Origin of the sequence: Micromonospora sp. NPDC005087, from assembly GCF_042872965.1 — a bacterium.
In the GTDB taxonomy this organism is placed as follows: Bacteria; Actinomycetota; Actinomycetes; order Mycobacteriales; family Micromonosporaceae; genus Micromonospora.
Genome location: NZ_JBIALB010000002.1, coordinates 1 through 23,449, shown reverse-complemented (window position 1 = coordinate 23,449; position 23,449 = coordinate 1). Strand labels below are relative to the sequence as shown.

Annotated in this window: 17 protein-coding genes and 2 pseudogenes; 7 read left to right on the top strand and 12 right to left on the bottom strand. The window is 71.3% G+C overall.

The features are described 5' to 3' along the window. The first annotated feature begins 40 nt into the window (after positions 1-40). Positions 41-1,249 (top strand): amino acid deaminase/aldolase, encoded by a 1,209-nt coding sequence (locus ACFYPS_RS05050; RefSeq protein WP_354964357.1) that lies wholly within the window; start codon positions 41-43, stop codon positions 1,247-1,249. Between the two features lie 41 nt (positions 1,250-1,290). On the opposite strand, the gene ACFYPS_RS05045 is transcribed toward ACFYPS_RS05050, so the two are convergent. Next, positions 1,291-1,896 carry a TetR/AcrR family transcriptional regulator gene (locus ACFYPS_RS05045; RefSeq protein ID WP_354964622.1) on the bottom strand — a complete coding sequence of 202 codons (606 nt, stop codon included), beginning with the start codon at positions 1,894-1,896 and terminating at the stop codon, positions 1,291-1,293. A 226-nt stretch (positions 1,897-2,122) separates the two neighbouring features. Here ACFYPS_RS05045 and ACFYPS_RS05040 point away from each other — a divergent pair, with 226 nt between their 5' ends. Continuing rightward, a complete protein-coding gene (locus ACFYPS_RS05040; RefSeq protein WP_354964356.1) occupies positions 2,123-3,466 on the top strand; it encodes a D-arabinono-1,4-lactone oxidase in 1,344 nt (447 codons plus the stop codon). Here the strand turns inward: ACFYPS_RS05040 and ACFYPS_RS05035 are convergent. The 7 genes from ACFYPS_RS05035 to ACFYPS_RS05005 form a co-directional block, all read right to left on the bottom strand. Further along, the gene (locus ACFYPS_RS05035; protein ID WP_354964355.1) at positions 3,442-4,668 is read right to left on the bottom strand and encodes a CapA family protein; all 1,227 of its coding nucleotides are present in this window, start codon (positions 4,666-4,668) and stop codon (positions 3,442-3,444) included. The two genes, ACFYPS_RS05040 and ACFYPS_RS05035, sit on opposite strands and share 25 nt — an antisense overlap. An 80-nt stretch (positions 4,669-4,748) precedes the next feature. Next, complete coding sequence (topA, locus tag ACFYPS_RS05030) at positions 4,749-7,568, bottom strand: type I DNA topoisomerase (RefSeq protein ID WP_387322855.1); 2,820 nt, start codon at positions 7,566-7,568, stop codon at positions 4,749-4,751. 372 nt (positions 7,569-7,940) lie between these two features. Further along, on the bottom strand, positions 7,941-8,690 hold the full coding sequence (locus ACFYPS_RS05025) for a hypothetical protein (protein WP_354964353.1): 750 nt from the start codon (positions 8,688-8,690) through the stop codon (positions 7,941-7,943). Then, positions 8,681-9,223, bottom strand: coding sequence for a hypothetical protein (locus ACFYPS_RS05020; protein WP_354964352.1), 543 nt, complete (start codon positions 9,221-9,223; stop codon positions 8,681-8,683). The genes ACFYPS_RS05025 and ACFYPS_RS05020 overlap by 10 nt, the downstream gene beginning before the upstream one ends. 116 nt (positions 9,224-9,339) lie before the next feature. Next, a complete protein-coding gene (locus ACFYPS_RS05015) occupies positions 9,340-11,688 on the bottom strand; it encodes a sodium-translocating pyrophosphatase (protein WP_387322852.1) in 2,349 nt (782 codons plus the stop codon). Between the two features lie 327 nt (positions 11,689-12,015). Continuing rightward, positions 12,016-12,453, bottom strand: coding sequence for an ATP-binding protein (locus ACFYPS_RS05010; RefSeq protein ID WP_354964350.1), 438 nt, complete (start codon positions 12,451-12,453; stop codon positions 12,016-12,018). Continuing rightward, positions 12,450-12,806, bottom strand: coding sequence for an STAS domain-containing protein (locus tag ACFYPS_RS05005; RefSeq protein ID WP_354964349.1), 357 nt, complete (start codon positions 12,804-12,806; stop codon positions 12,450-12,452). Before ACFYPS_RS05005 ends, ACFYPS_RS05010 begins: the two co-directional genes overlap by 4 nt. Positions 12,807-12,946: 140 nt before the next feature. Between ACFYPS_RS05005 and ACFYPS_RS05000 the strand changes: the two genes are divergently transcribed. From ACFYPS_RS05000 to ACFYPS_RS04990, 3 genes are all read left to right on the top strand, one after another. Continuing rightward, a complete protein-coding gene (locus tag ACFYPS_RS05000; RefSeq protein ID WP_354964348.1) occupies positions 12,947-15,325 on the top strand; it encodes a DEAD/DEAH box helicase in 2,379 nt (792 codons plus the stop codon). A gap of 97 nt (positions 15,326-15,422) precedes the next feature. Further along, on the top strand, positions 15,423-15,626 hold the full coding sequence (locus ACFYPS_RS04995) for a hypothetical protein (RefSeq protein WP_354964347.1): 204 nt from the start codon (positions 15,423-15,425) through the stop codon (positions 15,624-15,626). 109 nt (positions 15,627-15,735) lie between these two features. Continuing rightward, on the top strand, positions 15,736-16,314 hold the full coding sequence (locus tag ACFYPS_RS04990; protein ID WP_354964346.1) for a hypothetical protein: 579 nt from the start codon (positions 15,736-15,738) through the stop codon (positions 16,312-16,314). A 176-nt stretch (positions 16,315-16,490) separates the two neighbouring features. Here the strand turns inward: ACFYPS_RS04990 and ACFYPS_RS04985 are convergent. The 3 genes and pseudogenes from ACFYPS_RS04985 to ACFYPS_RS04975 form a co-directional block, all read right to left on the bottom strand. After that, positions 16,491-16,901 (bottom strand): annotated as a pseudogene (locus ACFYPS_RS04985) (Rv3654c family TadE-like protein); the annotation flags it as partial. Between the two features lie 217 nt (positions 16,902-17,118). After that, complete coding sequence (locus ACFYPS_RS04980; protein WP_387323561.1) at positions 17,119-17,436, bottom strand: TadE family type IV pilus minor pilin; 318 nt, start codon at positions 17,434-17,436, stop codon at positions 17,119-17,121. Between the two features lie 125 nt (positions 17,437-17,561). Next, positions 17,562-17,717, bottom strand: coding sequence for a DUF4244 domain-containing protein (locus ACFYPS_RS04975; protein ID WP_354964345.1), 156 nt, complete (start codon positions 17,715-17,717; stop codon positions 17,562-17,564). On the opposite strand from ACFYPS_RS04975, the pseudogene ACFYPS_RS04970 reads away from it, so the two are divergent. Then, positions 17,716-18,996, top strand: a pseudogene (locus ACFYPS_RS04970) (RelA/SpoT family protein); the annotation flags it as partial. The gene ACFYPS_RS04975 and the pseudogene ACFYPS_RS04970 sit on opposite strands and share 2 nt — an antisense overlap. 2,197 nt (positions 18,997-21,193) lie before the next feature. On the opposite strand, the gene ACFYPS_RS04965 reads toward ACFYPS_RS04970, so the two are convergent. Further along, a complete protein-coding gene (locus ACFYPS_RS04965; RefSeq protein WP_387323558.1) occupies positions 21,194-22,069 on the bottom strand; it encodes an NADP-dependent oxidoreductase in 876 nt (291 codons plus the stop codon). Positions 22,070-22,222: 153 nt separating this feature from the next. Here ACFYPS_RS04965 and ACFYPS_RS04960 point away from each other — a divergent pair, with 153 nt between their 5' ends. Then, positions 22,223-23,200 carry a GlxA family transcriptional regulator gene (locus ACFYPS_RS04960; RefSeq protein WP_387322848.1) on the top strand — a complete coding sequence of 326 codons (978 nt, stop codon included), beginning with the start codon at positions 22,223-22,225 and terminating at the stop codon, positions 23,198-23,200. Positions 23,201-23,449: the final 249 nt, after the last annotated feature.

Below are 23,449 nucleotides of genomic sequence, written 5' to 3'. Positions count from 1 at the left end.
GGGTGTTTCGCATTTGCCGTCAGACAGTTAGCGTGCACACGTGGCCATCGAAAGCGACAAACTTCGCGAGCGCCTGGATCGCGCGACCGCCCACCTCGACCCGCCGTACGCGGTGGTGGATCTCACCGCCTTCGACGCCAACTCGGCCGCCCTGGCCGACCGCGCCGCCGGCAAACCGGTCCGACTGGCTAGCAAGTCGGTCCGCAGCCGGGAGCTGATCAGCCGGGCGCTCGCCCGGCCCGGTTGGCGGGGCGTGATGGCGTTCACCCTGCCCGAGGCGATCTGGCTGGTCCGGGCGGGGGTGAGCGACGACGTGCTGGTCGCGTACCCCAGCGCGGACCGCTCGGCGCTCGCCGAGGTGGCAGCCGACCCGGCGCTGGCCGCCGCGATCACCCTGATGATCGACGGCAGCGGGCAGCTCGATCTCATCGACGCCGTGCGAGCCCCCGGGCAGCGCGCCGAGCTGCGGCTCTGCCTTGACCTGGACGCCTCCTGGCGACCGCTGCGCGGGCGGGTGCACGTCGGCGTCCGCCGCTCACCGGTGCACAGCGCCCGAGCGGCCGGCGCGCTCGCCGCCACCGTCGCCGGCCGCGCCGGCTTCCGGCTGGTCGGCCTCATGTCGTACGAGGCGCAGATCGCCGGCCTGGGCGACGCGCCGCCGGGGCAGGCGCTGCTGGCCGGCGCGATCCGGCTGGCCCAGCGCGGGTCGTACCGCGAGTTGCTGGCCCGCCGGAGCGCGGCGGTGGCCGCGGTCCGTCAGCACGCCGACCTGGAGTTCGTCAACGGTGGCGGCACCGGCAGCGTGGCCGCGACCAGCGCCGATCCCGCGGTCACCGAGGTCACCGCGGGATCGGGCCTGTACGGGCCGACGCTGTTCGACGCCTACCGTGCCTGGCGGCCCACCCCGGCGGCGTTCTTCGCCTGCGCGGTGGTGCGTCGGCCGACGCCGGAGCTGGCGACCGTGCTCGGCGGCGGCTGGATCGCCTCCGGCCCGGCCGCCGACAGCCGACTGCCCCGACCGTGGTTGCCGGCCGGCCTGAAGCTGGTCGGCACCGAGGGGGCCGGTGAGGTGCAGACCCCGCTGGCCGGCGCGGCGGCGGCAACCCTGGCCATCGGCGACCGGGTGTGGTTCCGACACGCCAAAGCCGGTGAGCTGTGCGAACGGGTCAACGAGCTGCACCTGGTCGACGGGGACGCGATCGTGGCGACCGTGCCCACCTACCGGGGTGAGGGGCAGGCGTTCCTCTGACGCCACCCCCGCTGCCCGGTCCGCCCACCCGGCGGGCCGGGTCAGGCGGGCTGGGCGGCCGCGGCCTGCTGCTCGGCGGTCGACCGCGCGCTCTCCGGGCCGTCGACCTGGCGGTGCAGGTACTCCCGGATCAGCGCCTTGGCCTCGAGCAGCACCCGCTCGTCGCCGTCGGACCTCCGGCGGAACGCGAGCTTGATCAGCGCGTCGGCCGCCTCCACCGCGATCTCGAGGACGAAGCGGAGCTTCGGGACGTCGGTCAGCCCGAAACGCTCGGTGAGCACCCGCGCCAACTGGTCGGCGATCACGCCGTTGTTGTCGCGCTGCTCATCGAGCAGGTGCAGGTCGACCACGTCGCCGAAGTGCAGGGTACGGAAGCCGGGGACGGTGCGGTGCATCGTGATGTACTCATCGATCCCCGCGTCGACGCCGTCCCACCAGTGGGTCATCTCGTCCGAGGCGAACCGCTCGTCCAGCCGCTGGAGGTAGGACTCCATCGTGCGCAGGGTCAATGCCTGCACGATCGCCCGCTTGTCCGGGAAGAACTGGTAGACCGACCCGATCGCCACCTCGGCGCGCTCGGCGAGCACGGTCGTGGTCAGCCCTTCGTACCCCACCTCGTCGACGAGTTCGGCGCAGGCGTCCAACATGCGCTGTACCCGCGCGACACTTCGACCCTGCACCGGTACGCGGCGCAGCGGCCCGGTCGTGGCGGCTGGTGTGGACACTCGGCGCCACCCCCCTTCGACGGATGAACATATCTCCACGTCACGAGTCCGTGACTACCGGTACAACGAGCGGACCGCAATTGCGGTATTTACCAGCTACAACGTTCCTGATATGAAGTCACTTCATATTCATTTTCGAGGAGCGAGCATGGTCGGCACCGCACCGCTCACCGCCCGCTGGTCCAACTGGGCCGGTAACCAGCGTGGCAGCGCCAGCGCAATCCTCCGCCCCGGCTCGCCGGCTGACGTCGCCGAGGCCGTCCGGGCCGCCGCCGCCTCCGGCGGCCGGATCCGGGTGGCCGGCAGCGGCCACTCATTCACCGCCATCGCGCTCGCCGACGACCGGCGGATGGAGCTGTCCGAGCTCGACACCATGGTCAGCGTCGACCTCGAGCACAGGCTCGTCACCGTACCGGCAGGGATGACCCTGCACGCCCTCAACGGCCTGCTCGCCCGACACCGCCTCGCCCTGCCCAACCTCGGCGACATCGACGCGCAGACGGTCGCCGGGGCGATCTCCACGGGCACCCACGGCACCGGCGCCGGCTTTGGCTGCCTGTCCACCTTCGTCGAGGCGATCACCCTGGTCACCGGCACCGGGGAGGTGCTGCGCTGCTCCGCCGACGAGAACCCGGACGTCTTCGCCGCCGCGCGGGTGTCGCTCGGCGCGCTCGGTGTGCTCGTCGAGGTGACCCTGCGCTGCGTGGACGCCTTCGTGCTGCACGCCCACGAACGCCCGGCCGCGCTGGCCGACGTGCTCGACGAACTGCCGGCACTGATCGACGGCCACGACCACGTCGAGTTCTACTGGTTCCCCTACACCGAACGGGTCCAGGTCAAGACCAACGACCGGGTACCCGCCAACGACCGGCCGCTGCCCCGATGGCGCGGCTGGCTGGACGACGACTTCCTGGCCAACACCGTCTTCGCCGGCGCCTGCCGGCTCGGCCGGGCCGTGCCGACGCTGGCACCGAGGATCAGCGCCGTCTCCGCCCGCGCGCTCACCGAACGCCGGTACACCGGCCGCTCCGACCGGGTGTTCTGCACCCCGCGCCGGGTCCGCTTCCTGGAGATGGAGTACGGCCTCCCCCGCGAGGCGCTACCCGAGGCGCTGGCGGCACTCCAGCGGATCGTGGACGGGCTGCCGTTCAAGGTGCTCTTCCCGGTGGAGGTGCGGTTCACCGCCGCCGACGACATCTGGCTGTCGCACGGCTACGGCCGAGACTCCGCGTACATCGCCGTGCACCAGTACGTCGGCATGCCGTACGAGCCGTACTTCCGGGCCTTCGAGGAGGTGGCCGCCGGACTGGGCGGCCGGCCGCACTGGGGCAAGCTGCACTACCGCGACGCCGCCTCGCTGGCCACCGCCTACCCGCGCTTCGCCGACTTCCTGGCCGTCCGCGACCGCCTGGACCCCGACCGCGTCTTCACCAACGCCCACATCGACCGCGTCCTCTGTGGCGGCGCTCAGCCGCCCGACGCCACCACCTGATCCGGGCCGGCGCCGAGGGACCGGACGTAGCCGAGCACCCGCTGGTACGCCGCCCGGTAGTCGCCCCGCAGACCCGGCGGGGTGGCCGGGTCGGCCAGCGCTGCGGTCAGGTCGACCAGCCGGAGGGCCGGTGCCAGGTCGGTCCAGGTTGGCAGCGCCTCCATCCGGGTCACCGTCCAGCGCCCCGGGGCGGTCTCGGTGAAGGTCGCTCGCGCCATCACACCCTCGCGGTTGTCGTCGATCGGCTCCGCGTGCCGGGCCAGTTCGTTGCCCATGCCGAAGACCACCCACTTGTCGCCGAAGCGCTGGAACGGCTGCACCGCGTGGGCGTGGTGGCCCAGGATGAGGTCCACGTCGGGCGAAGAGATCAACTGCTGTGCCCAGGCCCGCTGGTCGGCGTCCGGCAGGTGCTGGTACTCCGTACCCCAGTGCAGGCTGAGCACGACGATGTCGGCGCCGGCGGCGCGCGCCTCGTGGGCGGCGGCGAGGATCTCTGGCGGATCGATCAGGTTGGCCAGCCACGGCTGGCCCGGGGGGCGGCTCAGCCCGTTGAAGTTCAGGCTGTACGCCAGGTGGGCGACGCGGACGTCGCCGACCTGGTAGATCCGGGGCGTGGCCGCCTCGGCGGCGCTGCGGGCGCTGCCGGTGTGCCCCAGCCCGGCGACTTCGAGCGCGCGGACCGTCCGGGCCACCCCGTCGGCGCCCTGGTCGAGGGTGTGGTTGGAGGCGGTCGAGCAGCCGTCGAACCCGGCACCGCGCAGCCCCTCGAGCACCTGCGGGGGCGCGTTGAACGACGGATAGCCGGCGAACGGGCCGGCGGGATCGGCCAGTGGCGTTTCGAGGTGGCACAGCGCCAGGTCGGCGCCGCCGACGGCTGGGGCGATCCCGGCGAACATCGGGGCGAAGTCCAGGCGGCCGGCCCGGGCGCCGTCCCGACGCGCCTGGTCGGTCACAGCGGGATGAACCAGAACGTCACCCGCGGCGACGAGTCGCACGGTCCGCCGATTGGCGGCATCCCGGGTCGGCCCGGTGGACGACCCCGGGGCGACGGTCTGCGGGGCAGCCTGTGACGCGGTGGCCCCGGCCGGCGCGGAGCTCTCGGCATCCATCGCCCAGGAGCCGACCGCGGCCACGGCAAGCAGCAACGCTCCCGCCGACGCGCTGACGAGTAAACGGCGACGCGTGGCAGTGGTGGCGAACATCCCCTCACGTTAGGGAACCTCCACCAAACCCTCGTACCAAATAGGACATTTCATCCATTAGGGACAGGGGTCGGTGACCGTCACTCCTCGGCGGGCCTGGCGGCGGCCTTCTTCGGGGCCGCCTTCCTGGCAGTGGTCGCCTTGGCGGTGGTGGTCTTCTTCGCGGCGGTGGACTTGCTGGCAGCGGCCGTCTTCTTGGCCGCCGTGGCCTTCTTCGCCGGAGCCTTCTTCGCCGCCGCCTTCTTCTTCGGCGCCGGACCCTTGGCCCGCTTCTCGGCCAGCATCTCCGAGGCTTCCTCGATGGTCAGCGCCTCCGGGGTCTGCCCACGCCGCAGCGACGCGTTGAACTCCCCGTCGGTGACGTACGGGCCGAACCGGCCGTCCTTGATCACCATCGGCTTCTCGGTCAGCGGGTCGACGCCCATCTCGCGCAGCGGCGGCGCCGCGGCCCGCCGTCCACGGGCCTTCGGGGCGGCCAGCAGCGCCAGCGCCTCGTCCAGGCCGACCGTGAACATCTGCTCCTCGGACTCCAGCGACCGGAACTCCTCGCCCCGCTTGACGTACGGGCCGTAGCGGCCGTTGTTGGCGAACACCTCGACCCCGTCGGGCGCGACGCCGACCAGCCGGGGCAGGCTGAGCAGCTTGAGCGCCTCCTCAAGGGTCAGCGAATCCGGCGTCTGCGAGCGCAGCAGCGAGGACTTCCGCTCGCCGCTGGACACGTACGGGCCGAACCGGCCGGACTTGAGCACGATCGGCTCGCCGGTGCCCGGGTCGTCGCCGAGCTTGCGCTCGCCGCTGCCACCGAGGAACAGCTCGTGCACCTTCTCCGGGGTCAGCTCGTCGGGGGCCAGCCCCTCGGGGATCGGCGCCCGGTCACCCTGGGTGCCACCCTCCTCACCCTCGGCCGGTGCCGCCGGCTCGCCGCCGGGCAGCTCCCGCTGGAGGTACGGCCCGTACCGGCCCACCCGGACCACGACCTCCCGGCCGTCGTCGTCGGTGAAGAGCGGGATGGAGTTGACGCTGCGTGCGTCGATGTCGCTGAGGTTCTCGGTGACCAGCTTCTTGAGCCCGCCGGAGCGGGCGATGCCCTGGTCGCCGGCACCGTTGGCGCCGCCGAAGTAGAACGCGGTGAGGAAGTCGACGGCGGCGTGGCCGCCGCCGGCGATCTCGTCCAGCTCGTTCTCCATCGTGGCGGTGAAGTCGTAGTCGATGAGGCGCGGGTAGTGCCGCTCCATCAGGCCGATCACCGCGAAGGCCAGGAAGGTCGGGATCATCGCCTGGCCGCGCTTGGTGACGTACCCCCGGTCCTGGATCGTCTGCATGATCGACGCGTACGTGGACGGCCGGCCGATGCCCAGCTCTTCCAGTGCCTTGACCAGCGACGCCTCCGTGTAGCGCGACGGCGGCTGGGTGTGGTGGCCCTGCGCGGCGAGTTCGTCGGCGGTCAGCGGCTGGTCCTTGACCAGGGTGGGCAGGCGGCGCTCGGCGTCCTCGGCCTCGGCGGTCTCGTCGTCGCTCGACTCGACGTACGCGCGCAGGAAGCCCGGGTCGGTGATGGTCTTGCCGGTGGCGCCGAAGTCGGCCTCCTCCTGGGAGGTGGAGACCGCGCGGATGCGCACCGAGACGCTGGAGCCGACCGCGTCGGTCATCTGCGAGGCGATGGTGCGGCGCCAGATCAGCTCGTAGAGCTTGAACTCCTCGGCGGACAGCTCCTTGGCCACCTCGCCCGGGGTGCGGAAGTTGTCCCCCGCCGGGCGGATCGCCTCGTGCGCCTCCTGCGCGTTCTTCACCTTGCCGGTGTAGCGGCGGGGCTCCGGCGGCACGCTGCGCTCGCCGTACAGCTCGACGATCTGCCGGCGGGCCGCCGAGATGGCGGTCTCCGACAGGTTCACCGAGTCGGTACGCATATAGGTGATGTAGCCGTTCTCGTACAGGCGCTGCGCGGTGCGCATCGTCTGCTGCGACGACAGGCGCAGCTTGCGGGCCGCCTCCTGCTGGAGCGTCGAGGTGATGAACGGCGCGTACGGGCGGCGGCGGTAGGGCTTCTCCTCGACCCGGGTGACGGTGAACGGCCGTCCCTCGAGCCGGGCCGCCAGCCCACGGGCGCCGCCCTCGTCCAGGTGCACGACGCCGGCCCCGGGCTTCACTCGACCGGTGGTCGGCTCGAAATCCTTACCGGTGGCGATCCGGTCGCCGTTCAACGCGATGAGGGTGGCGTTGAACGCGCGCGGCCCCTCACCGACGTTCGCCACGGCGAGAGTGGCCAGAATGTCCCAGTATTCAGCGGTGCGGAAGGCCATCCGCTGCCGCTCCCGCTCGACCACGATCCGGGTCGCCACGGACTGCACCCGGCCGGCCGAGAGCTTCGGCATGACCTTCTTCCACAGCACCGGAGATACCTCGTAGCCGTAGAGCCGGTCGAGGATCCGCCGGGCCTCCTGCGCGTCGACAAGGTCGCGGTCGATCTCGCGGGGGTTGGCCACCGCCGCCTGGATCGCCGGCTTGGTGATCTCGTGGAAGACCATCCGCTTGACCGGCACCTTGGGCTTGAGCGTCTCCACCAGGTGCCAGGCGATCGCCTCACCCTCGCGGTCCTCATCCGTCGCCAGGAAGATCTCGTCGACCTCCTTGGCCAGCTTCACCAGCTTGCTGATCTGCTGCTTGCGGTCGGCGGAGACGACGTAGAGCGCGTGGAAGCCGTTGTCCACGTCCACCCCGAGCCGGGCCCACGCCTCACCCTTGTACTTGGCCGGCACGTCGGCGGCGTTGCGTGGCAGGTCGCGGACGTGACCGAAGCTGGCCTCCACGACGTACCCCGGGCCGAGGTAGCCCGAGATCGTCTTGGCCTTCGCCGGTGACTCGACGATGACCAGACGGGTGGTTCCAGCGTTGCTCGGCACGTCTCTCCCCGACCTCACTCCTGCTCGTGGTCTGCCGGCCCCCGGACAGCGACCGCTCTCGACCCCGCCGTCGCACCGGCGGTCCGGATGTCCAACGTAACGCGCCGTCCGCGTTTCGGGTTTCGCGGGCGGCAATCCGCTCCGGCGCGGCGGTCCACTTCCGCCCCACCGCGCTCGGCACTGCCGGACGGCGCCACCGTACACCGTGGGTAGGGCTCGAAGCGGGTCACTGTGACGATGGCGGACCCTCGGCCGAGGTCCGACCCGCCCGTTTTCCGCCCGGATCAACCCGCCGGCTGTCCGGCACCAGACAGCCGCGGCCGCCCGGGCGCCACCTCCGCCTTGAGGGGAATGACCCGGTTCGTCCCCTGGTCAGGGTCGGGTCGGCCAGGCGTCGGCCGGTGCCGCGCGCGGCGGCCCGCCGACCAGTTCGGCGAGCCGGCCCAACCGGCGCCGGCCCGTGATCCGGTACCCCGGGCCGCCCTCGTCCGGGCCGAGCAACGTGCCGGCGAGCCCGGCGGTGGCGAGCGCCGTGCCGACCGGGTCCCAGCACTCCTGGTCACCGGCGCCGAGCCGTAGCAGGAAGCTGTCGGGTGGCTCCGGCGTCCCGGCGGCGGCGAGCCACAGCCGCAGCCGCCGGCCGGTCAGGTGCAAGGTGGCCGGCGGACGTTTCGCCGGGCCGTGCAGCCACGCGACCGCGAGCGGCTTCAGGACCCGGGTGTACGAGGTACGGACGGCGTGTCGCGCGTCCCCGGTCGGCTCCCAGCTCGCCGCCAACCCGCGCAGCGCCAGCTCCGCGACCAGCACGTGCACCCGCCAGGCGGCGTCCACGTGCACCGAGAGGCGGGCGGTGCCGCCCATCCGCACCATCTCGCCCGGCCCGGCGAGCAGTCCGGCCAGGTCAGCGACCGTCGGTTCGGCCGCCTCCGCGCCGAAGAAGACCAGTTGATGTCCCGCGTCGTCGGTCTGCGCCGGCCCGGAGGACGGCCCGCTCGACCCGTGCCGGGTCGGCCCGCTCCGCCGTCGCGTCGCCTCGGAAGCCGACGGGTCGGGCTCGGGTGCCGGGAACAGCGCCGGGGGCGGCTGCGCCGCTCCGGTGTCGCCGAGCCCGCTCAGCGACACTCCGGCACCTCGTCGAAGGCTTGTTTCAGCTCCTCGGAGTTGAGCCGGCTGGTGTCCAGCGCGCTGGCGTCGTACTCCTTGTTGAGGGTGTCCACCGCGGCCCGCACGCCGTCGTAGAAGACGGTCGGCTCGCCGGTGCCCAACTTGTCGATGGTGTCGCGGGCCCGCCCGTAGGCGTCCCGCATCTTCCCCAGGGAACTGCGGAAACCGGCCGAGATGGCCTCACCGTTGTCCGTCTCCGGGATGCCGGCCTGCTCCACCTTGCGGCGCGCGGTCTCGCTGGCCTGCTCCGCCCCACCGAAGAGCCGCACCAGGTTCTCCTTGGCCTGCGCCGGCGTGGTCTGCGCGGTCATCTGCTCATCCGTGCTGCTGGTCAACTTGCTGATCTCGGAGCGCCACGGGGTGAGCGCGCCGCAGACCGTCGCCGCCCAGGCCCGTGGGCTGGGACCGCCACCGCAGCCGGCGAGGACAACGACGAGCGTGGCCAGGACCACCGTGAGCTTTCCGGCGGCAGACGCCTGGCACGTACGCATGCGTTGCAGCGTACGACCTCCGCCCAGGCGTGGCACCGGTCAGACGGCCCCGGAGGAGGAACCGACGGTCCCCGGCCGGCGTGGCACGCCGACCGGGGACCCGGTGCCGAGGATGGTCAGGCGTTGACCGTCTCCGGCCGGTGGTCCGTGCTGCCCGCACCGGTGTCGGAGTCGTCCATCGCGATGCCCTTGCGCTTGCTGAACACCACCGACGCCACGATGATCAGCGCGGCCACCACCGCGATGGCCACCCGCACGGGGGTGTTCCGGTCGTCGCCGATGCTGAACGCCACCACGGCCGGCGCGATCAGCAGCGAGACCAGGTTCATCACCTTGAGCAGCGGGTTGATGGCCGGGCCGGCGGTGTCCTTGAACGGGTCACCGACGGTGTCGCCGATGACGGTCGCGGAGTGCGCCTCGGAGCCCTTGCCCCCGTACGCGCCGTCCTCCACCAGCTTCTTGGCGTTGTCCCAGGCGCCACCGGAGTTGGCCAGGAAGACCGCCATCAGCGTGCCGGCCCCGATCGCCCCGGCCAGGTAGGCCGCGAGCGCGCCGGGCCCGAGGCCGAAGCCGACCGCGATCGGCGCCAGGATGGCGAGCAGGCCGGGGGTCATCAGCTCGCGCTGCGCGTCCCGGGTGCAGATGTCCACGACCTTGCCGTACTCCGGGCGCTGGGTGCGGTCCATGATGCCGGGCAGCTCACGGAACTGCCGGCGGACCTCCATCACCACGGCACCGGCCGAGCGGGACACCGCGTTGATGGCCAGCCCGGAGAAGAGGAACACCACCGCCGCACCGATGATCAGGCCGACCAGGTTGCGCGGGTTGGCCACGTTCAGCGAGTTGAGGATCTCCGTCCCGACGTCGCCCACGCCAGCCGTCGCGTACGCGCTGCGGAGCGAGTCGGTGTACGAGCCGAACAGCGCGGTCGCGGCGAGCACCGCCGTGGCGATCGCGATGCCCTTGGTGATCGCCTTGGTGGTGTTGCCGACCGCGTCCAGCTCGGTGAGCGTCCGGGCGCCGTGCTCGTCGATGTCACCGGACATCTCGGCGATGCCCTGGGCGTTGTCGGAGATCGGCCCGAAGGTGTCCATGGCGACGATCACGCCGACCGTGGTGAGCAGGCCGGTGCCGGCCAGCGCCACCGCGAACAGCGACAGGGTGATGGAGCTGCCGCCGAGCAGGAACGCGCCGAAGACGCCGGCACCGATCAGCAGCGCCGAGTAGACCGCCGACTCCAGGCCGATGCTGATGCCGGCCAGGATCACGGTGGCCGCGCCGGTCTGCGAGCTCTTGCCGATGTCCTGCACCGGGCGCCGGTTGGTCTCGGTGAAGTAGCCGGTCAGTGCCTGGATCGCGGCGGCCAGCACGATGCCGATCACCACGGCGCCAATGGCCACCAGCCGCGGGTTGCCGCCCGCGTCGGTGAGCCCGCTGCCGAACTCGCCGAAGGTCGCCGGGAGGTACGCGTAGGCGGCGATCGCCACCAGCACCGCGGAGAGCACCGCGGAGAGGTAGAACGCCCGGTTGATCGCGGTCAGGGCGTTGCGATCGGACGCGCGCAGCCGGGTGATGAAGACGCCGACGATCGCGACCAGCACGCCGATGGTGGAGATGATCAGCGGGAAGACCAGGCCATCCTCGCCGAACGCGGCCCGACCGAGGATCAGCGCGGCGACCAGCGTCACCGCGTACGACTCGAACAGGTCGGCGGCCATGCCGGCGCAGTCACCGACGTTGTCGCCCACGTTGTCGGCGATGGTGGCGGCGTTGCGCGGGTCGTCCTCGGGGATGCCCTGCTCGACCTTGCCGACCAGGTCGGCGCCGACGTCGGCCGCCTTGGTGAAGATGCCGCCGCCGACCCGCATGAACATCGCGAGCAGCGCGGCGCCGAAGCCGAAGCCCTCCAGCACGGTCGGTGCGTCGCCCCGGTAGACCAGGACGACCAGCGCGGCGCCGAACAGGCCGAGACCGACGGTGAGGAAGCCCACCACGCCGCCGGTGCGGAAGGCGATCTTCATGGCCGCCTCGCGGCCACCCTCTCGCTCCCGGGCGGCGGCGGCCACGCGCAGGTTGGCGCGGGTGGCCAGCCACATGCCGGCACCACCGATGGACGCGCTGAACAGGGCGCCCACCACGAAGAAGAGCGAGCGGCCGAACTTCACGGCGGTCTCGCTGCCGTCGGTGTCGTGCACCGGCAGCAGGAAGAGCAGCACCACGGCGATGACAACGAAGATCGCCAGAGTGCGGAATTGGCGGAGCAGGTAGGCGGAAGCGCCCTCCTGGACCGCCCCCGAGATCTCCTGCATGTTGGTGGTGCCCTTGCCGGCTGCCAGCACCGCCTTTGTCAGGGCGGCGGCGAAGACGAGCGCCACCAGCGCGATTACCGCGGCGATGACGACGTACGTGACATTGCTTCCGGTTAGGGACAGCCCGCCGGCGTCGGCGGCCAAGGTCTCGGACATCTGTGTCCTCCTGTTACCGAACACTCGCGCCGGTGAGTGGAGACGCACCGACCGGCGCCTGAACGCGGACTCGCAAGCGCGCGCCAACCCACCCCAGCGGACCAGCGATGACCACCCATTCCCGCTGGCTGCGGGATGGATCACTTGCTGACAACCCGGGTACTGTAGCCCTCCGGAGTGTTGGAGGTCACACCGAGGTGGCACCATGTCTCGATGATCTTCGTCGCTGTGTTATGAAACGAAATCTGATATAGGGCCCGGCCCATGGCAAAAAGGCCGCACCCCGGCGGGGATGCGGCCTGTATGGAACAGAACAGAACGAACGGGTCAGCGGCCGACCGGCCACACCATCCGCACCTCGGTGCCGACGCCATCGTCGACCGGACGCACCTGAAGGTCCTCGACGAAGCCGGCGAGCAGGGCGAAACCAACTCCGGTGGTCAGCGCCTCATCGGTGAGCGACTCGTTGGCCAGCTCGTCCGGCGGCAGCGCGGCCAGCCCGATGCCGGCCTCGATCGGCGCCCGGTCCACCACCCGCACCGCGTACGACCCGGCGTCCGACATCTCCACCAGCACCGGGTCGGCCAGGCCGTACTGGCGGTGCAGGGCCACCGCCCGGGTGCACGCCTCGCCGATGGCCAGGCGCACCTCGTCCAGCAGATCCTCGCGGACCCCCGCGCGCCGGGCGACGGCGACACCGACCAGCCGGGCGGTACGTACGTGCACCGGCGCCGGGGAGAAGGAGAGCTTGACTGTCGCCATCACGCGCTGGCACCGGTCGGTTCCGCGCCTACCGCCGCGTCGACCGAGGGGTACAGCGGGAACACCTGGTCCAGCGCGGTGATCCGGAAGATCTTGAGCAGCGGCTCCTTGTCGCAGACCAGGGCGAACGAGCCACCGGCCGTGCGGAGCCGCTTGAGCGCGCCGACCAGCACGCCCAGCCCGGTCGAGTCGAGGAAGTCCACCCGACCGAGGTCGACCACCACGTGCCGGGCGCCGCCGTCGATCAGTTCGAGGAGCCGTTCGCGGAGCCGGGGCGCGGTGTAGACGTCCACCTCACCGCCGACCTCGAGCACCGTGTGCTCGCCCACGGTGCGGGTCGCCAGCGACAGCTCCATCGGTCCTCCTCGCCAGAGCCGTAAACTCTCCTGGGCATCTAACCACTACCGCTGGGCCACCCTGCGGTCACCAACGGAAGCTCCCCCTTACCCCCCGGCCCGACTTTTCATCTCCGAACACCAGTGCGAGAGTGCAGGGCGTGTCGTCCGCAGCCACCGTATCCGCAGATCCCGGCCCCGAGCCATCGCCGGTCGACCTGCTGCGCCGGCTGCGCGCCCGAAGCGCCGGTGACCCGGTCACCCACGTCGAACGGGTGCCGGCCCGCGCCGGAGTGCCCGCACCGTGGCCGCCGTGGGCGCCCGTGGAGCTGCGCGAGGCGTTCGCCCGCCGCGGCGTGGTCGCGCCCTGGCGGCACCAGGCCGAGGCGGCCACCCTGGCGTACGACGGCGGCCACGTCGTGGTCGCCACCGGCACCGCGTCCGGCAAGTCCCTGGCGTACCAGCTCCCATCGCTGGCCACGCTGCTCGCCGACCCCCGGGCCACCGTGCTGTACCTGGCGCCGACCAAGGCGCTCGCCGCCGACCAGCTGCGGGCCGTGGCCGGGCTGGAACTGGAGGGCGTACGCCCGGCCTGCTACGACGGGGACACTCCGCGCGCCGAGCGGGAGTGGATTCGCCGGCACTCCCGGTTCGTGCTGACCAACCCGGACATGCTGCACCACGGCATCCTGCCCGGGCACGCCCAGTGGTCGGGCTTCCTGCGCCGGCTGGCGTACGTGGTGATCGACGAGTGCCACACCTACCGGGGGGTGTTCGGCTCGCACGTCGCGCACGTGCTGCGCCGGCTGCGCCGGCAGTGCGCCCGGTTCGGGGCCACCCCGGTGTTCGTGCTCGCCTCGGCGACCTCCGGCGACCCGGCGACCGCGGCCGGACGGCTGACCGGCCTGCCGGTGACGGCGGTCACCGAGGACGCCTCGCCGCGCGGCGGGGTGACCTTCGCACTCTGGGAGCCGCCGCTGCTGCCACCCGACTCGTCGGCGACCTCGTCCCCGGCGCCCGCCCAGGCGGCGGGCGGGCACGACGACGTGCCGGACCTCATCCAGGTCCGCCGGTCGGCGCTGCGGGAGACCGCGGACCTGCTCGCCGACACGGTCGCCGAGGGGGTACGCACGCTCGCGTTCGTCCGGTCCCGCAAGGGCGCCGAAGTGGTGGCCGCCAGTGCGCGCCGGTCGTTGGACGAGGCGGTGCCGGGGCTCGGCAAGCGGGTGGCCGCCTACCGGGGTGGCTACCTGCGTGAGGAGCGGCGTGAGTTGGAGCGGGCGCTGCTGCACGGTGACCTGCTGGGCCTGGCCTCCACCAACGCGCTCGAACTGGGCGTGGACCTGATCGGCCTGGACGCGGTGCTGATCTGCGGGTATCCGGGCACCCGGGCGTCGCTCTGGCAGCAGGCCGGCCGCGCCGGGCGCTCCGGGCAGGAGGCCCTGGCTGTGCTGGTGGCCCGGGACGATCCACTGGACACCTATCTGGTCCACCACCCGGAGGCGATCTTCGGTGCGCCGGTGGAGGCGACGGTGCTCGACCCGGCCAACCCGTACGTGCTGGCCCCGCAGCTCGCCTGCGCCGCGGCCGAGGCCCCGCTGACCCCGGCCGACCTGACACTCTTCGGTGACGGGGCGAAGGAGGCGATCGACGAGCTGGTGACGGCCGGGGCGCTGCGGCAACGGCCCACCGGCTGGTACTGGCGGCACCGGGAGCGCCCCGAGGTGGACCTGCGCGGCCAGGGCGGCGCCCCGGTCTGCGTGGTGGAGTCGGCCACCGGCCGGCTGCTGGGCACGGTCGACGGCGGCTCCTCGCACTTCCTGCTCCACCCCGGCGCGGTCTACCTGCACCAGGGCGTCTCGTACGTGGTGGACGACCTCGACCTCGCCGACGGCTGCGCGCTGGTGCACGTGGAGGAGCCGGACTGGTCCACTCACGCCCGGGACGTCACCGACCTGTCCGTGGTGTCGGTGCGCTCCTACGTGGACGCCGGGCCGGTCGGCATGTTCCTCGGCGAGGTGGACGTGACCAGCCAGGTGGTGTCGTACCAGCGACGCCGGATCGCCACCGGTGAGGTGATCGACACCCGGCCGCTCGACCTGCCCACCCGGGAGCTGCGCACGGTGGCGGTCTGGTTCACCCTGTCGCCGCAGTCACTGGCCGCAGCCGGTGTGCAGGCCCCGGACGTGCCGGGTGCGCTGCACGCCGCCGAGCACGCCGCGATCGGCCTGCTGCCGCTGATGGCCACCTGCGACCGGTGGGACATCGGCGGGCTCTCCACGGCGGTGCACCCGGACACCGAGGCGCCGACCGTCTTCGTCTACGACGGACACCCCGGCGGTGCGGGCTTCGCCGAGCGGGCGTACGGGACAGCGTCGGCGTGGCTGCGGGCCACCCGGGACGCGATCGCGGAGTGCGGCTGCGAGACGGGTTGCCCGTCCTGCGTGCAGTCGCCGAAGTGCGGCAACGGCAACAACCCGCTCTCCAAGCCGGACGCGATCCGGGTGCTCGACGTGGTGCTGGCGAACCTGCCCGCCTGAACCACCTTGCATGATCCCGAGCCGGACGGGGCACAATGATGGGAGCGCTTCCATCGATGCCTGCCTTTTCTGCCCGTCCCGTGCCCAAGGAGGAGCCGTGGCCGACACCATCGCCGAGACCGTCGACCTGCTCTACACCATCGACCAGGAGAAACTCACCCTCGACCAGCAGATCGCGCTCGGATCCGCACTGGCCGCCCTGGCCCAGGCAGAACGGCTGGAGCAGATCAACGAGCGGCTGCAGGGCATCCACCAGGTTCTCAACGGCTGGGCGCTGCGCGTCACCGTCGACGGCCGCTGACCTCTGCAGGGACGGCCGCACGGTCACGGGTGGGAGCGCCGGGACGCGGGCCGGCGGCGGTCGCCGGGCTGTGCGAGACTCCGGCGCACAATCCCCCTGAGGAGACCAGATGCAGCTCGACAACTTGCAGACCCTGCAGCAGTTCCACATCCGCCAGCGGCTGCGGATGATGGTCAACCAGTACGAGGTCCGGGCGGTCTCGCCGGACGGCACCGAGGGTGAACTGCTGGCCTTCGCGCAGCAGAAGCGGCTCGCCTTCAAGGAGCAGGTGACGATCTACACCGACGACTCCAAGCAGCAGCCCCTGCTCGGCTTCAAGGCCCGCCAGCGCCTCGACCTGGGCGCCACGTACGACGTGACCGACGCGGCCGGCAACCCGATCGGCCTGTTCCGCAAGGACTTCGCCCAGTCGCTGCTCCGTTCCACCTGGCACGTCGAGCAGAACGGCCTGCCGCAGGTGACGGGCCAGGAGCGCAGCATGCCGGTGGCGCTGCTGCGCCGGTTCGTCGACTCGCTGTCCTGGCTGCCGTACCACTTCGACTTCACCGCCGGCGGCCAGCCCGTCTTCTCGGTCGTGAAGAAGTGGGGCCTGCGCGACAAGTACATCGTCGAGGTACAGAACCCGCAGATCGACCGCCGCCTGGTCATCGCCATGGCCGTCGCTCTCGACGCGCTCCAGTCCCGCTGACCCACCCCGGCTCACCGAGCCACCCATCTTCTCGCCCGCTGGCCGGGACACGGGCCCGTCGGCCCACGTCCCGGCCAGCCGGCTGTCGGGCCGCCTGCTGTTCTGCGGCGCCTCTGGACCTGATGTCGTAGACGCATCGCGGCTGATGCCGTCGATGGGTGCGGGCCGCGCATCGTTCAACCGCGCACCGGGCCCGCGCGGGCCGTTGACGCCACTACCCGGGTCAGGCCGGGCAGCGGCGTGATCGCCACCTGGACGGTCACCAGCACATCCAGCCCGTCGGTACGACAGTCGACCAGCCGGCCACCGTTGCGACCAGCGATGTCCGCAGCGGACGCACACGCCGCCGCGTCGCCGTCGAGCGCCCTGGCCGCCCCGGCCAGCGCACCCAGGTCGGCCGCCACCGCCGCCCGTTGCGCCGCCATTCCGGCCGCGGCGACGGCGGCGCCGAATGTCCCCACCAGCACGAACACCAGACCCATCGCGAGCAGGAGCACGGTTGCCCCGCCTCGCTCAGCCTCCGTCCGCTCCGCATCGGGCGTGTGCCCGGGCGGGTATGCAGTCTCCGTCCGCTCCGCGTCGGGCCTGTCCCCGGGCGGGCATGCAGTCTCCGTCCGCTCGGCGTCGAGCCTCTCCCGGTGCGGACATTCGGTTTCCGGTGGCTCGGTGTGCGGTCGCTCGGTTTCCGGTGGCTCGGTGTGCGGTCGCTCGGGGTGCGGTCGCTCGGGGTGCGGTCGTTCATGGCGGAGGTGCGCCCGGCCCGGCCCGGCCCGGTCTGCTGCTTCGGCATGCCTGGGCATTGGTTCATCGGCTGCCCTCGGTGGCCCCGGGTTCCACGGCCGCGACGGCGGTAGCGACCACGGTGATCCGCGGGAGGCGACCGCCCAACGCGCGTACGGGCGCCCGGACCGTCGCCTGCGCCCGGTCGCCGTCGACCGACACCGACACCTCCGCCCCCGGCGGCGCCGCGCGCAGGCCGCCGGCACTGCCGTCCGCGCCCCGGGCGGCGGCCAGCGCCGCCTCCCGGGCCACGTGCAGGCAACTCGCCCGGGTGCTGACCGCGTTGACCGCGGCCAGGCCGGTGAGCAGGAGCAGGAGCAGCGCCGGCAGGCCGGCCGCCAGTTCGGCGGTGAAGGACCCCCGGTCCCCACCGGCTGCCCGGTCGACGAAGCGGAATCTCCGTCCGCCGCCGGCCGCCCACCCGGTGGTGCCGGACCCCCGACAGCGGCCGGTCTGCCGGCGCCCGATCACTTGAGCGCCCGGTCGATCACGGCGGTCAACGCCGACTGGACGTTGCCGGAGGTCAACACCTTCAACAGGATCCCCGCGAAGGCGACGGCGGCGAGAGTGCCGACGGCGTACTCGGCGGTGTTCATCCCGGCGTCGCCGTGCAGGCGGGCCATGAACCAGTCGTTGCACACGACGGTCATCGGGCCCACCGGCAAGCCGGTGGAGATGCAGATCCGCACGTACGCGATGCACCGCACCGCCGAGTTCGGCATCGCCGCGCACTGGAAGTACAAGGAGCACAAGGGCACCCAGATCGTCGGCCCGCCGGCGCACATCGACGAGATGACCTGGCTGCGGCAACTGCTGGACTGGCAGCGCGAGGCGGCCGACCCGAGCGAGTTCCTGGACGCGCTGCGCTTCGACCTGTCCAGCCAGGAGGTGTACGTCTTCACCCCGAAGGGTGACGTCATCCCCCTGCCGACCGGGTCGACGCCGGTGGACTTCGCCTACGCGGTGCACACCGAAGTCGGGCACAAATGCATCGGGACGCGGGTCAACGACAAGCTGGTGCCCCTGGAATCCACGCTCTCCAACGGCGACGTGATCCAGATCGTCACCTCGAAGTCCGACACGGCCGGCCCGACCCAGGACTGGCTCGGCTTCGTCAAGAGCCCACGTGCCCGCACCAAGATCCGGCAGTACTTCAACAAGGAGCGCCGCGAGGAGGCGATCGAGGCCGGCAAGGACGGAATCGTCAAGGCGATGCGCAAGCAGGGCATGCCGTTGCAGCGGATGCTCACCTCCGACGCGCTGATGTCGATCGCCCGGGACCTGCACCTGGCCGACGTGGCCTCGCTCTACGCGGCGGTCGGCGACAACCAGGTCTCGGCGCAGTCGGTGGTGCAGAAGCTGATGACCACCTACGGCGGCGAGGAGGGCGCGGCGGAGGACATCGCCGAGACCACCGTCGCCACCGAGCCGCCGCGCAACCGGGCCTCCAGTCACGACCCGGGTGTCGTGGTCCGCGGGGTCAGCGACGTCTGGATCAAGCTGGCCCGCTGCTGCACCCCCGTTCCGCCGGATTCGGTCTTCGGCTTCGTCACCCGGTCCGGCGGGGTCAGCGTGCACCGGGACAACTGCCCCAACGCCGAGGACCTCAAGGCCCAGCCCGAGCGGCTTCGCGAGGTGACCTGGAAACTCACCTCCTCGTCAAACTTCGTGGTGGCGATTCAGGTCGAGGCCCTCGACCGGCGCGGGCTACTTGTCGATACCGCGCGGGTGCTGTTCGACGAGCAGGTCAATGTCCTCTCCGCCACCGTCACCATCACCCGCGACCGGGTGGCAGTGAGCCGATTCAGCTTTGAGATCGCCGACCCAAAGCACCTGGGGCACCTGCTGGCCGCGGTCCGCAGGATCGACGGCGTCTTCGACGCCTACCGAACAACCGCATAGTTAGGCTGACCGGTGCCGGACTACGGGGCTACGCCGTCGGGGGATCGTAGGACTGGGGCGAATAGGGACGTAGCGAATACCGCCCGCCACCAAGGGCCCGGCCGGACATGTCGGTGTACGACGTGCCGCTGCTGCTCGGCGAGGAGGAGGGCTATTTCGGCGAGTCGTAGCAGGCCTGCGGTCGCGGGGCGACTCTCGCCAATCGCGAGGTGCAGGATCGCCTGGCATGACGCCGGCCACCTGGCCTGGCGACCCGCCCGCGTAGGCTGTCCTCCGGGGCCGTGGCGGCTCGCCCCGCATGACAGGGTGGCCGAGAAGGTGTGACGTTGAGCGACAACTTGGAGCAGTTAGGTCCAACAGGCTTCCAAGACCTTGCGGCCAGCCTAGCGGTCGCTTTCTTCGGGCCAGGTGTCCAGGTGATGGGCGCGGGCCGGGACGGCGGGCGGGACCTGTACCACCGGGGTTCGCTCATCTGGAAGCCGACGGAGGATCAGCCTGCCGAGGTGTGGGAGGGATACACCGTCCTGCAGGTGAAGCACCGGGCGACCCCCTCCGCCAACCACCAGGAGAACGCGGCCTGGCTGTGGGGGCAGGTCCGCGGCGAGCTCGATGACTGGGCCAACCCCTACGGAGATCGCAATCCGGTTCCCGACTTCCTGATCATCATCACGAACGTGATGCTCACGCCGTTCCCCCAGGTCGGCGGCCATGATCTTCTCAACGACAACATCAAGAGCTACCTAGAGCGCCTTGCCGACAAAACTCGGGAGGTCGACCCCGAAGCCGCAGAGGAGCGGAGGGCGCGCCTGGCCAGGCTGAAGCGCATCAAGAAGGTGCGTATCTGGGATGGCAACCAGATCCAGGCCTTGCTCAAGGTGCACCCGGGCATCCGCAACGCGTTTCCGGGGTTCCTCACCGCCGGCGACGTCTTCGCCGCGTTGGCACAGTTCACCGACACCATACCGCTGAAGGACCTCGAAGAAGGGCTCCGGGAGCACGCCAAGACCACGCTCATGGGCGAGGGTTTCATCTACTTCGACGAGGCGGGCAGCGGTGACGGCCAGGGGATCCCCGTCCACGACGTCGCCATCGACCTGCCCATCACCTTCGCCGCCGGCACGCGGCGTACGAGCGTAGTGAAGTACGTGCTCGACCGCGCCGAACATGTCCTCGCTCCCGGCGTCACCACCCAGGAGGCGCCCCGGCACATGATCGTCACCGGCGCGCCCGGCAACGGCAAGACGACGATCTCCAAGTTCCTCGTCCAGGTGTTCCGCGCGGCCATGCTCGAACGCGCCGAAGACCTCAGCGACGGGCACCGCGACGTCATCAAGGGCACCGCGGCAGCCCTGAAGCGCTTCGGCCGTGAGCTGCCGAAGAACCGCCGCTGGCCGATGCGCATCGACCTGGCCTTGTACGCCCAGGAAGGAGGGCTCAGCGACGACTCGACTCTGCTGCGGTGGATCGCCCACAAGGTTTCGCGCCGCTCCGACATGGGAGAGGTGAAGCCGTGGGCGCTGAGAACCTGGATGCAGAGGTGGCCCTGGCTGCTCGTCCTGGACGGCTTGGACGAAGTCACCGAACCGGCTGTGCGCAAGCGCCTGATCGAGCGAGTCACCGAGTTCGTCAACATCGCTGAGGCCGACAAATGCGACGTGCTGGTTGTCCTCACCACTCGCCCGGTCGGTTACACCGAGAACATCGCGCCCGCGCACTTCGAGCGGATCGACCTGGACTTCCTCGAACTCGCCGAGGCCGTCCGCTACGGCGAGCTTGCGACGAAGGTCCGCCTCCGCACGGACCTCGATCGCATCGAAAGAGTGCTCACACGCCTGCAGAAGGCCGCGGACGACGAGGCGCTGCAACACCTGCTGCGGACCCCGCTCCAAGTCTTGATCTTGACCATCATCATCGATGGCGCCGGACAGCTGGCCCCGAGCCGGCTGGCTCGGGTGGTGGCGAAATGCACTCGGCCCGGGCGCCTGATCCGGCCGTGCCGCGGCGGTTCACTGGCTGGGTCGCCAGCGTCGAGCCGGCCAGGGCATCGCCAGACGTCGACGTTGCGTTCGGCTAGTCCCATCAGTATCTGCGGCGAGATCTGCGGCGAGGTGAGCACTCATGTGTGGTGGACGACGCGGTGCGACGGCGCCGCTGCGGCCGCGTCCAGTCGGGTTGCCGCCAGGATTGACGCAGGAGGTCAGAGTGTCAGGATAATTTTTCCTTTGGTACGGCCGGTTTGGCCGATCTCGTGGGCCTTGGCGACCTGTTCGAGGGGCAGTACTGTGTCCACCTCGACGCGGAGCTGCCCCGTGCCGACCAGGTTGGCGAGGGACGTGAGCCCGGCAGCGTCCGGCTCGACGATCATGAATCGGGCGCGTTTGCCCTGCCGGGCTGCCTCCTCCTCCAGGTACGTCTCGGCCGGCGAGGCGAGGGCGACCAGGATGCCGCCCGGGCGCAGGGTCCGCAGCGAGCGCGGCCCGTACTCGCCGCCGATCGAGTCCATGACCACGTCGAGGTCGTGGAGGCGCTCGGCGAAGTCCGTCGTCGTGTAGTCGATGACCTCGTCGGCACCTAACCCACGGACGAACGCGTGCTTGGCGGCGCTCGCGGTGCCGATCACGTGTGCGCCGCGCGCCTTGGCGATCTGCACGGCGAGGTGGCCGACGCCGCCCGCGGCCGCGTGAACCAGTACGCGCTGGCCCGGCTGGACGTCGGCGACATCGACCAGGGCCTGCCACGCGGTGAGCCCGGCGAGCCCCAGACCAGCCGCCTCGACGTGGGACAGCCCGGCGGGCTTGCGAGCGAGGTGCCGCGACGGTGCCGTGACGTACTCTGCGTAGGTGCCGGCCGCCCGCGGTAGCAGTGGCATGCCGAAGACCTCGTCACCGGGCCGGAACAGCGCGGCGCCGACACCGACGGCCTCGACCACGCCGGACAGGTCCCAGCCCAGCCGCACCGGTCGGCCGAGCAGGCCGCCGGTTGCGCGGTGCCAGAGGTCGGTCGGGTTGACCCCGACCGCGTGGACCCGGACGAGTACCTCCGCCGGGCCGGGCTCGGGGCGGTCGACCTCCATCAGCTTGAGGACCTCGGGGCCGCCGAACCGGTCCTGTTCGATCGCACGCATCGCATGCCTTTCTGTTCATCTTCGGTGTGTGCGATCCACCCTGCCGGAGCGGCGTTCGATGGTTCGAGTGGCCAGATCGCCAATATGTGGAAGGATCTGGCCATGCATCGCGTGGTCGTCTTGGCGCTCGACGGCGTGTACCCGTTTGAGCTGAGCATTCCGGTCCGCATCTTCGGTACCGCTGTCGGTCCCGACGGTGAGCCGCTGTACGAGGTCGTCACCTGCAGCGTCGACGGCGAACCAGTCGCCACCAGCGCGGACTTCACCGTGGCCGTCCAGCACGGCCCTGAGGTGATCGACACGGCCGACACACTGGTGTTGCCGCCCTTCGTGTGCGATCCGATCGGCGACCAGGACTGGCTGCCTGAGCCGGTCGCGGCGGCGCTGCGCCGGCTGCGGCCGGATGCGAGGATCGTGTCCATCTGCACAGCCTCGTACGTGCTGGCCGCCGCCGGGCTGCTTGACGGCCGGCCTGCCACCACGCACTGGAACAATGCGGAGCATTTCCAGCGTACGTTTCCGAATGTGAAGGTCGATGCCGACGTGCTGTTCATCGACGACGGACAGGTGCTCACCGCGGCCGGCGTGGCGTCCGGCGTGGACCTGTGTCTGCACCTCGTGCGCCGCGACCACGGCAGCGCCGTCGCCAACCGGGTGGCACGGCTGTGCGTCGTGCCGCCGTGGCGCGAGGGCGGCCAGGCGCAGTTCATCGACCGCCCGGTGCCCGAGCCGGCGACCACGACCACGTCCGAGACCCGGCAGTGGGCACTCGGACAGGTGCACCGGCCGATCACCCTCGCCGAGCTGGCCCGGCACGCCCGCATGAGCGTACGCACGTTCTCGCGCCGCTTCCGCGCCGAGGTCGGCATGACACCAGTGCAGTGGCTCGCGCGGCAGCGGGTCGAACACGCCCGCCGTCTGCTGGAGACCACCGACCTGCCGGTCGACCGGGTCGCCGCCGAGGCCGGCTTCGGCACCGCCGCGTCGCTGCGTCAGCACCTGACCGGCGCGATCGGGGTCTCGCCGACGGCGTACCGGCAGACCTTCCGCACCATGGTGTCGACGGCCCGCGCGTCGTGACGTCCGCTTCTGCCGCTGACCGTGCGTCCGGCACCGCCCTGTCGTGTCGAGAACAGTGCGTCCGATCTTGAGACGTGCAAAGACGTGCAAAGCTTCGTGGGTGACGATTTCCTCGGAAGTTCTAGCTTCTGCGGCGGCCGACCCGACCTCTCCTGCCTGGGACTTCATCTGGCAAGAGTCGTGTCATCAGGGCACCTGTGACCCAGCCAGCGCGGTCCTGCTGCCCTGGCTGGCGCAGACCGGCGCCGC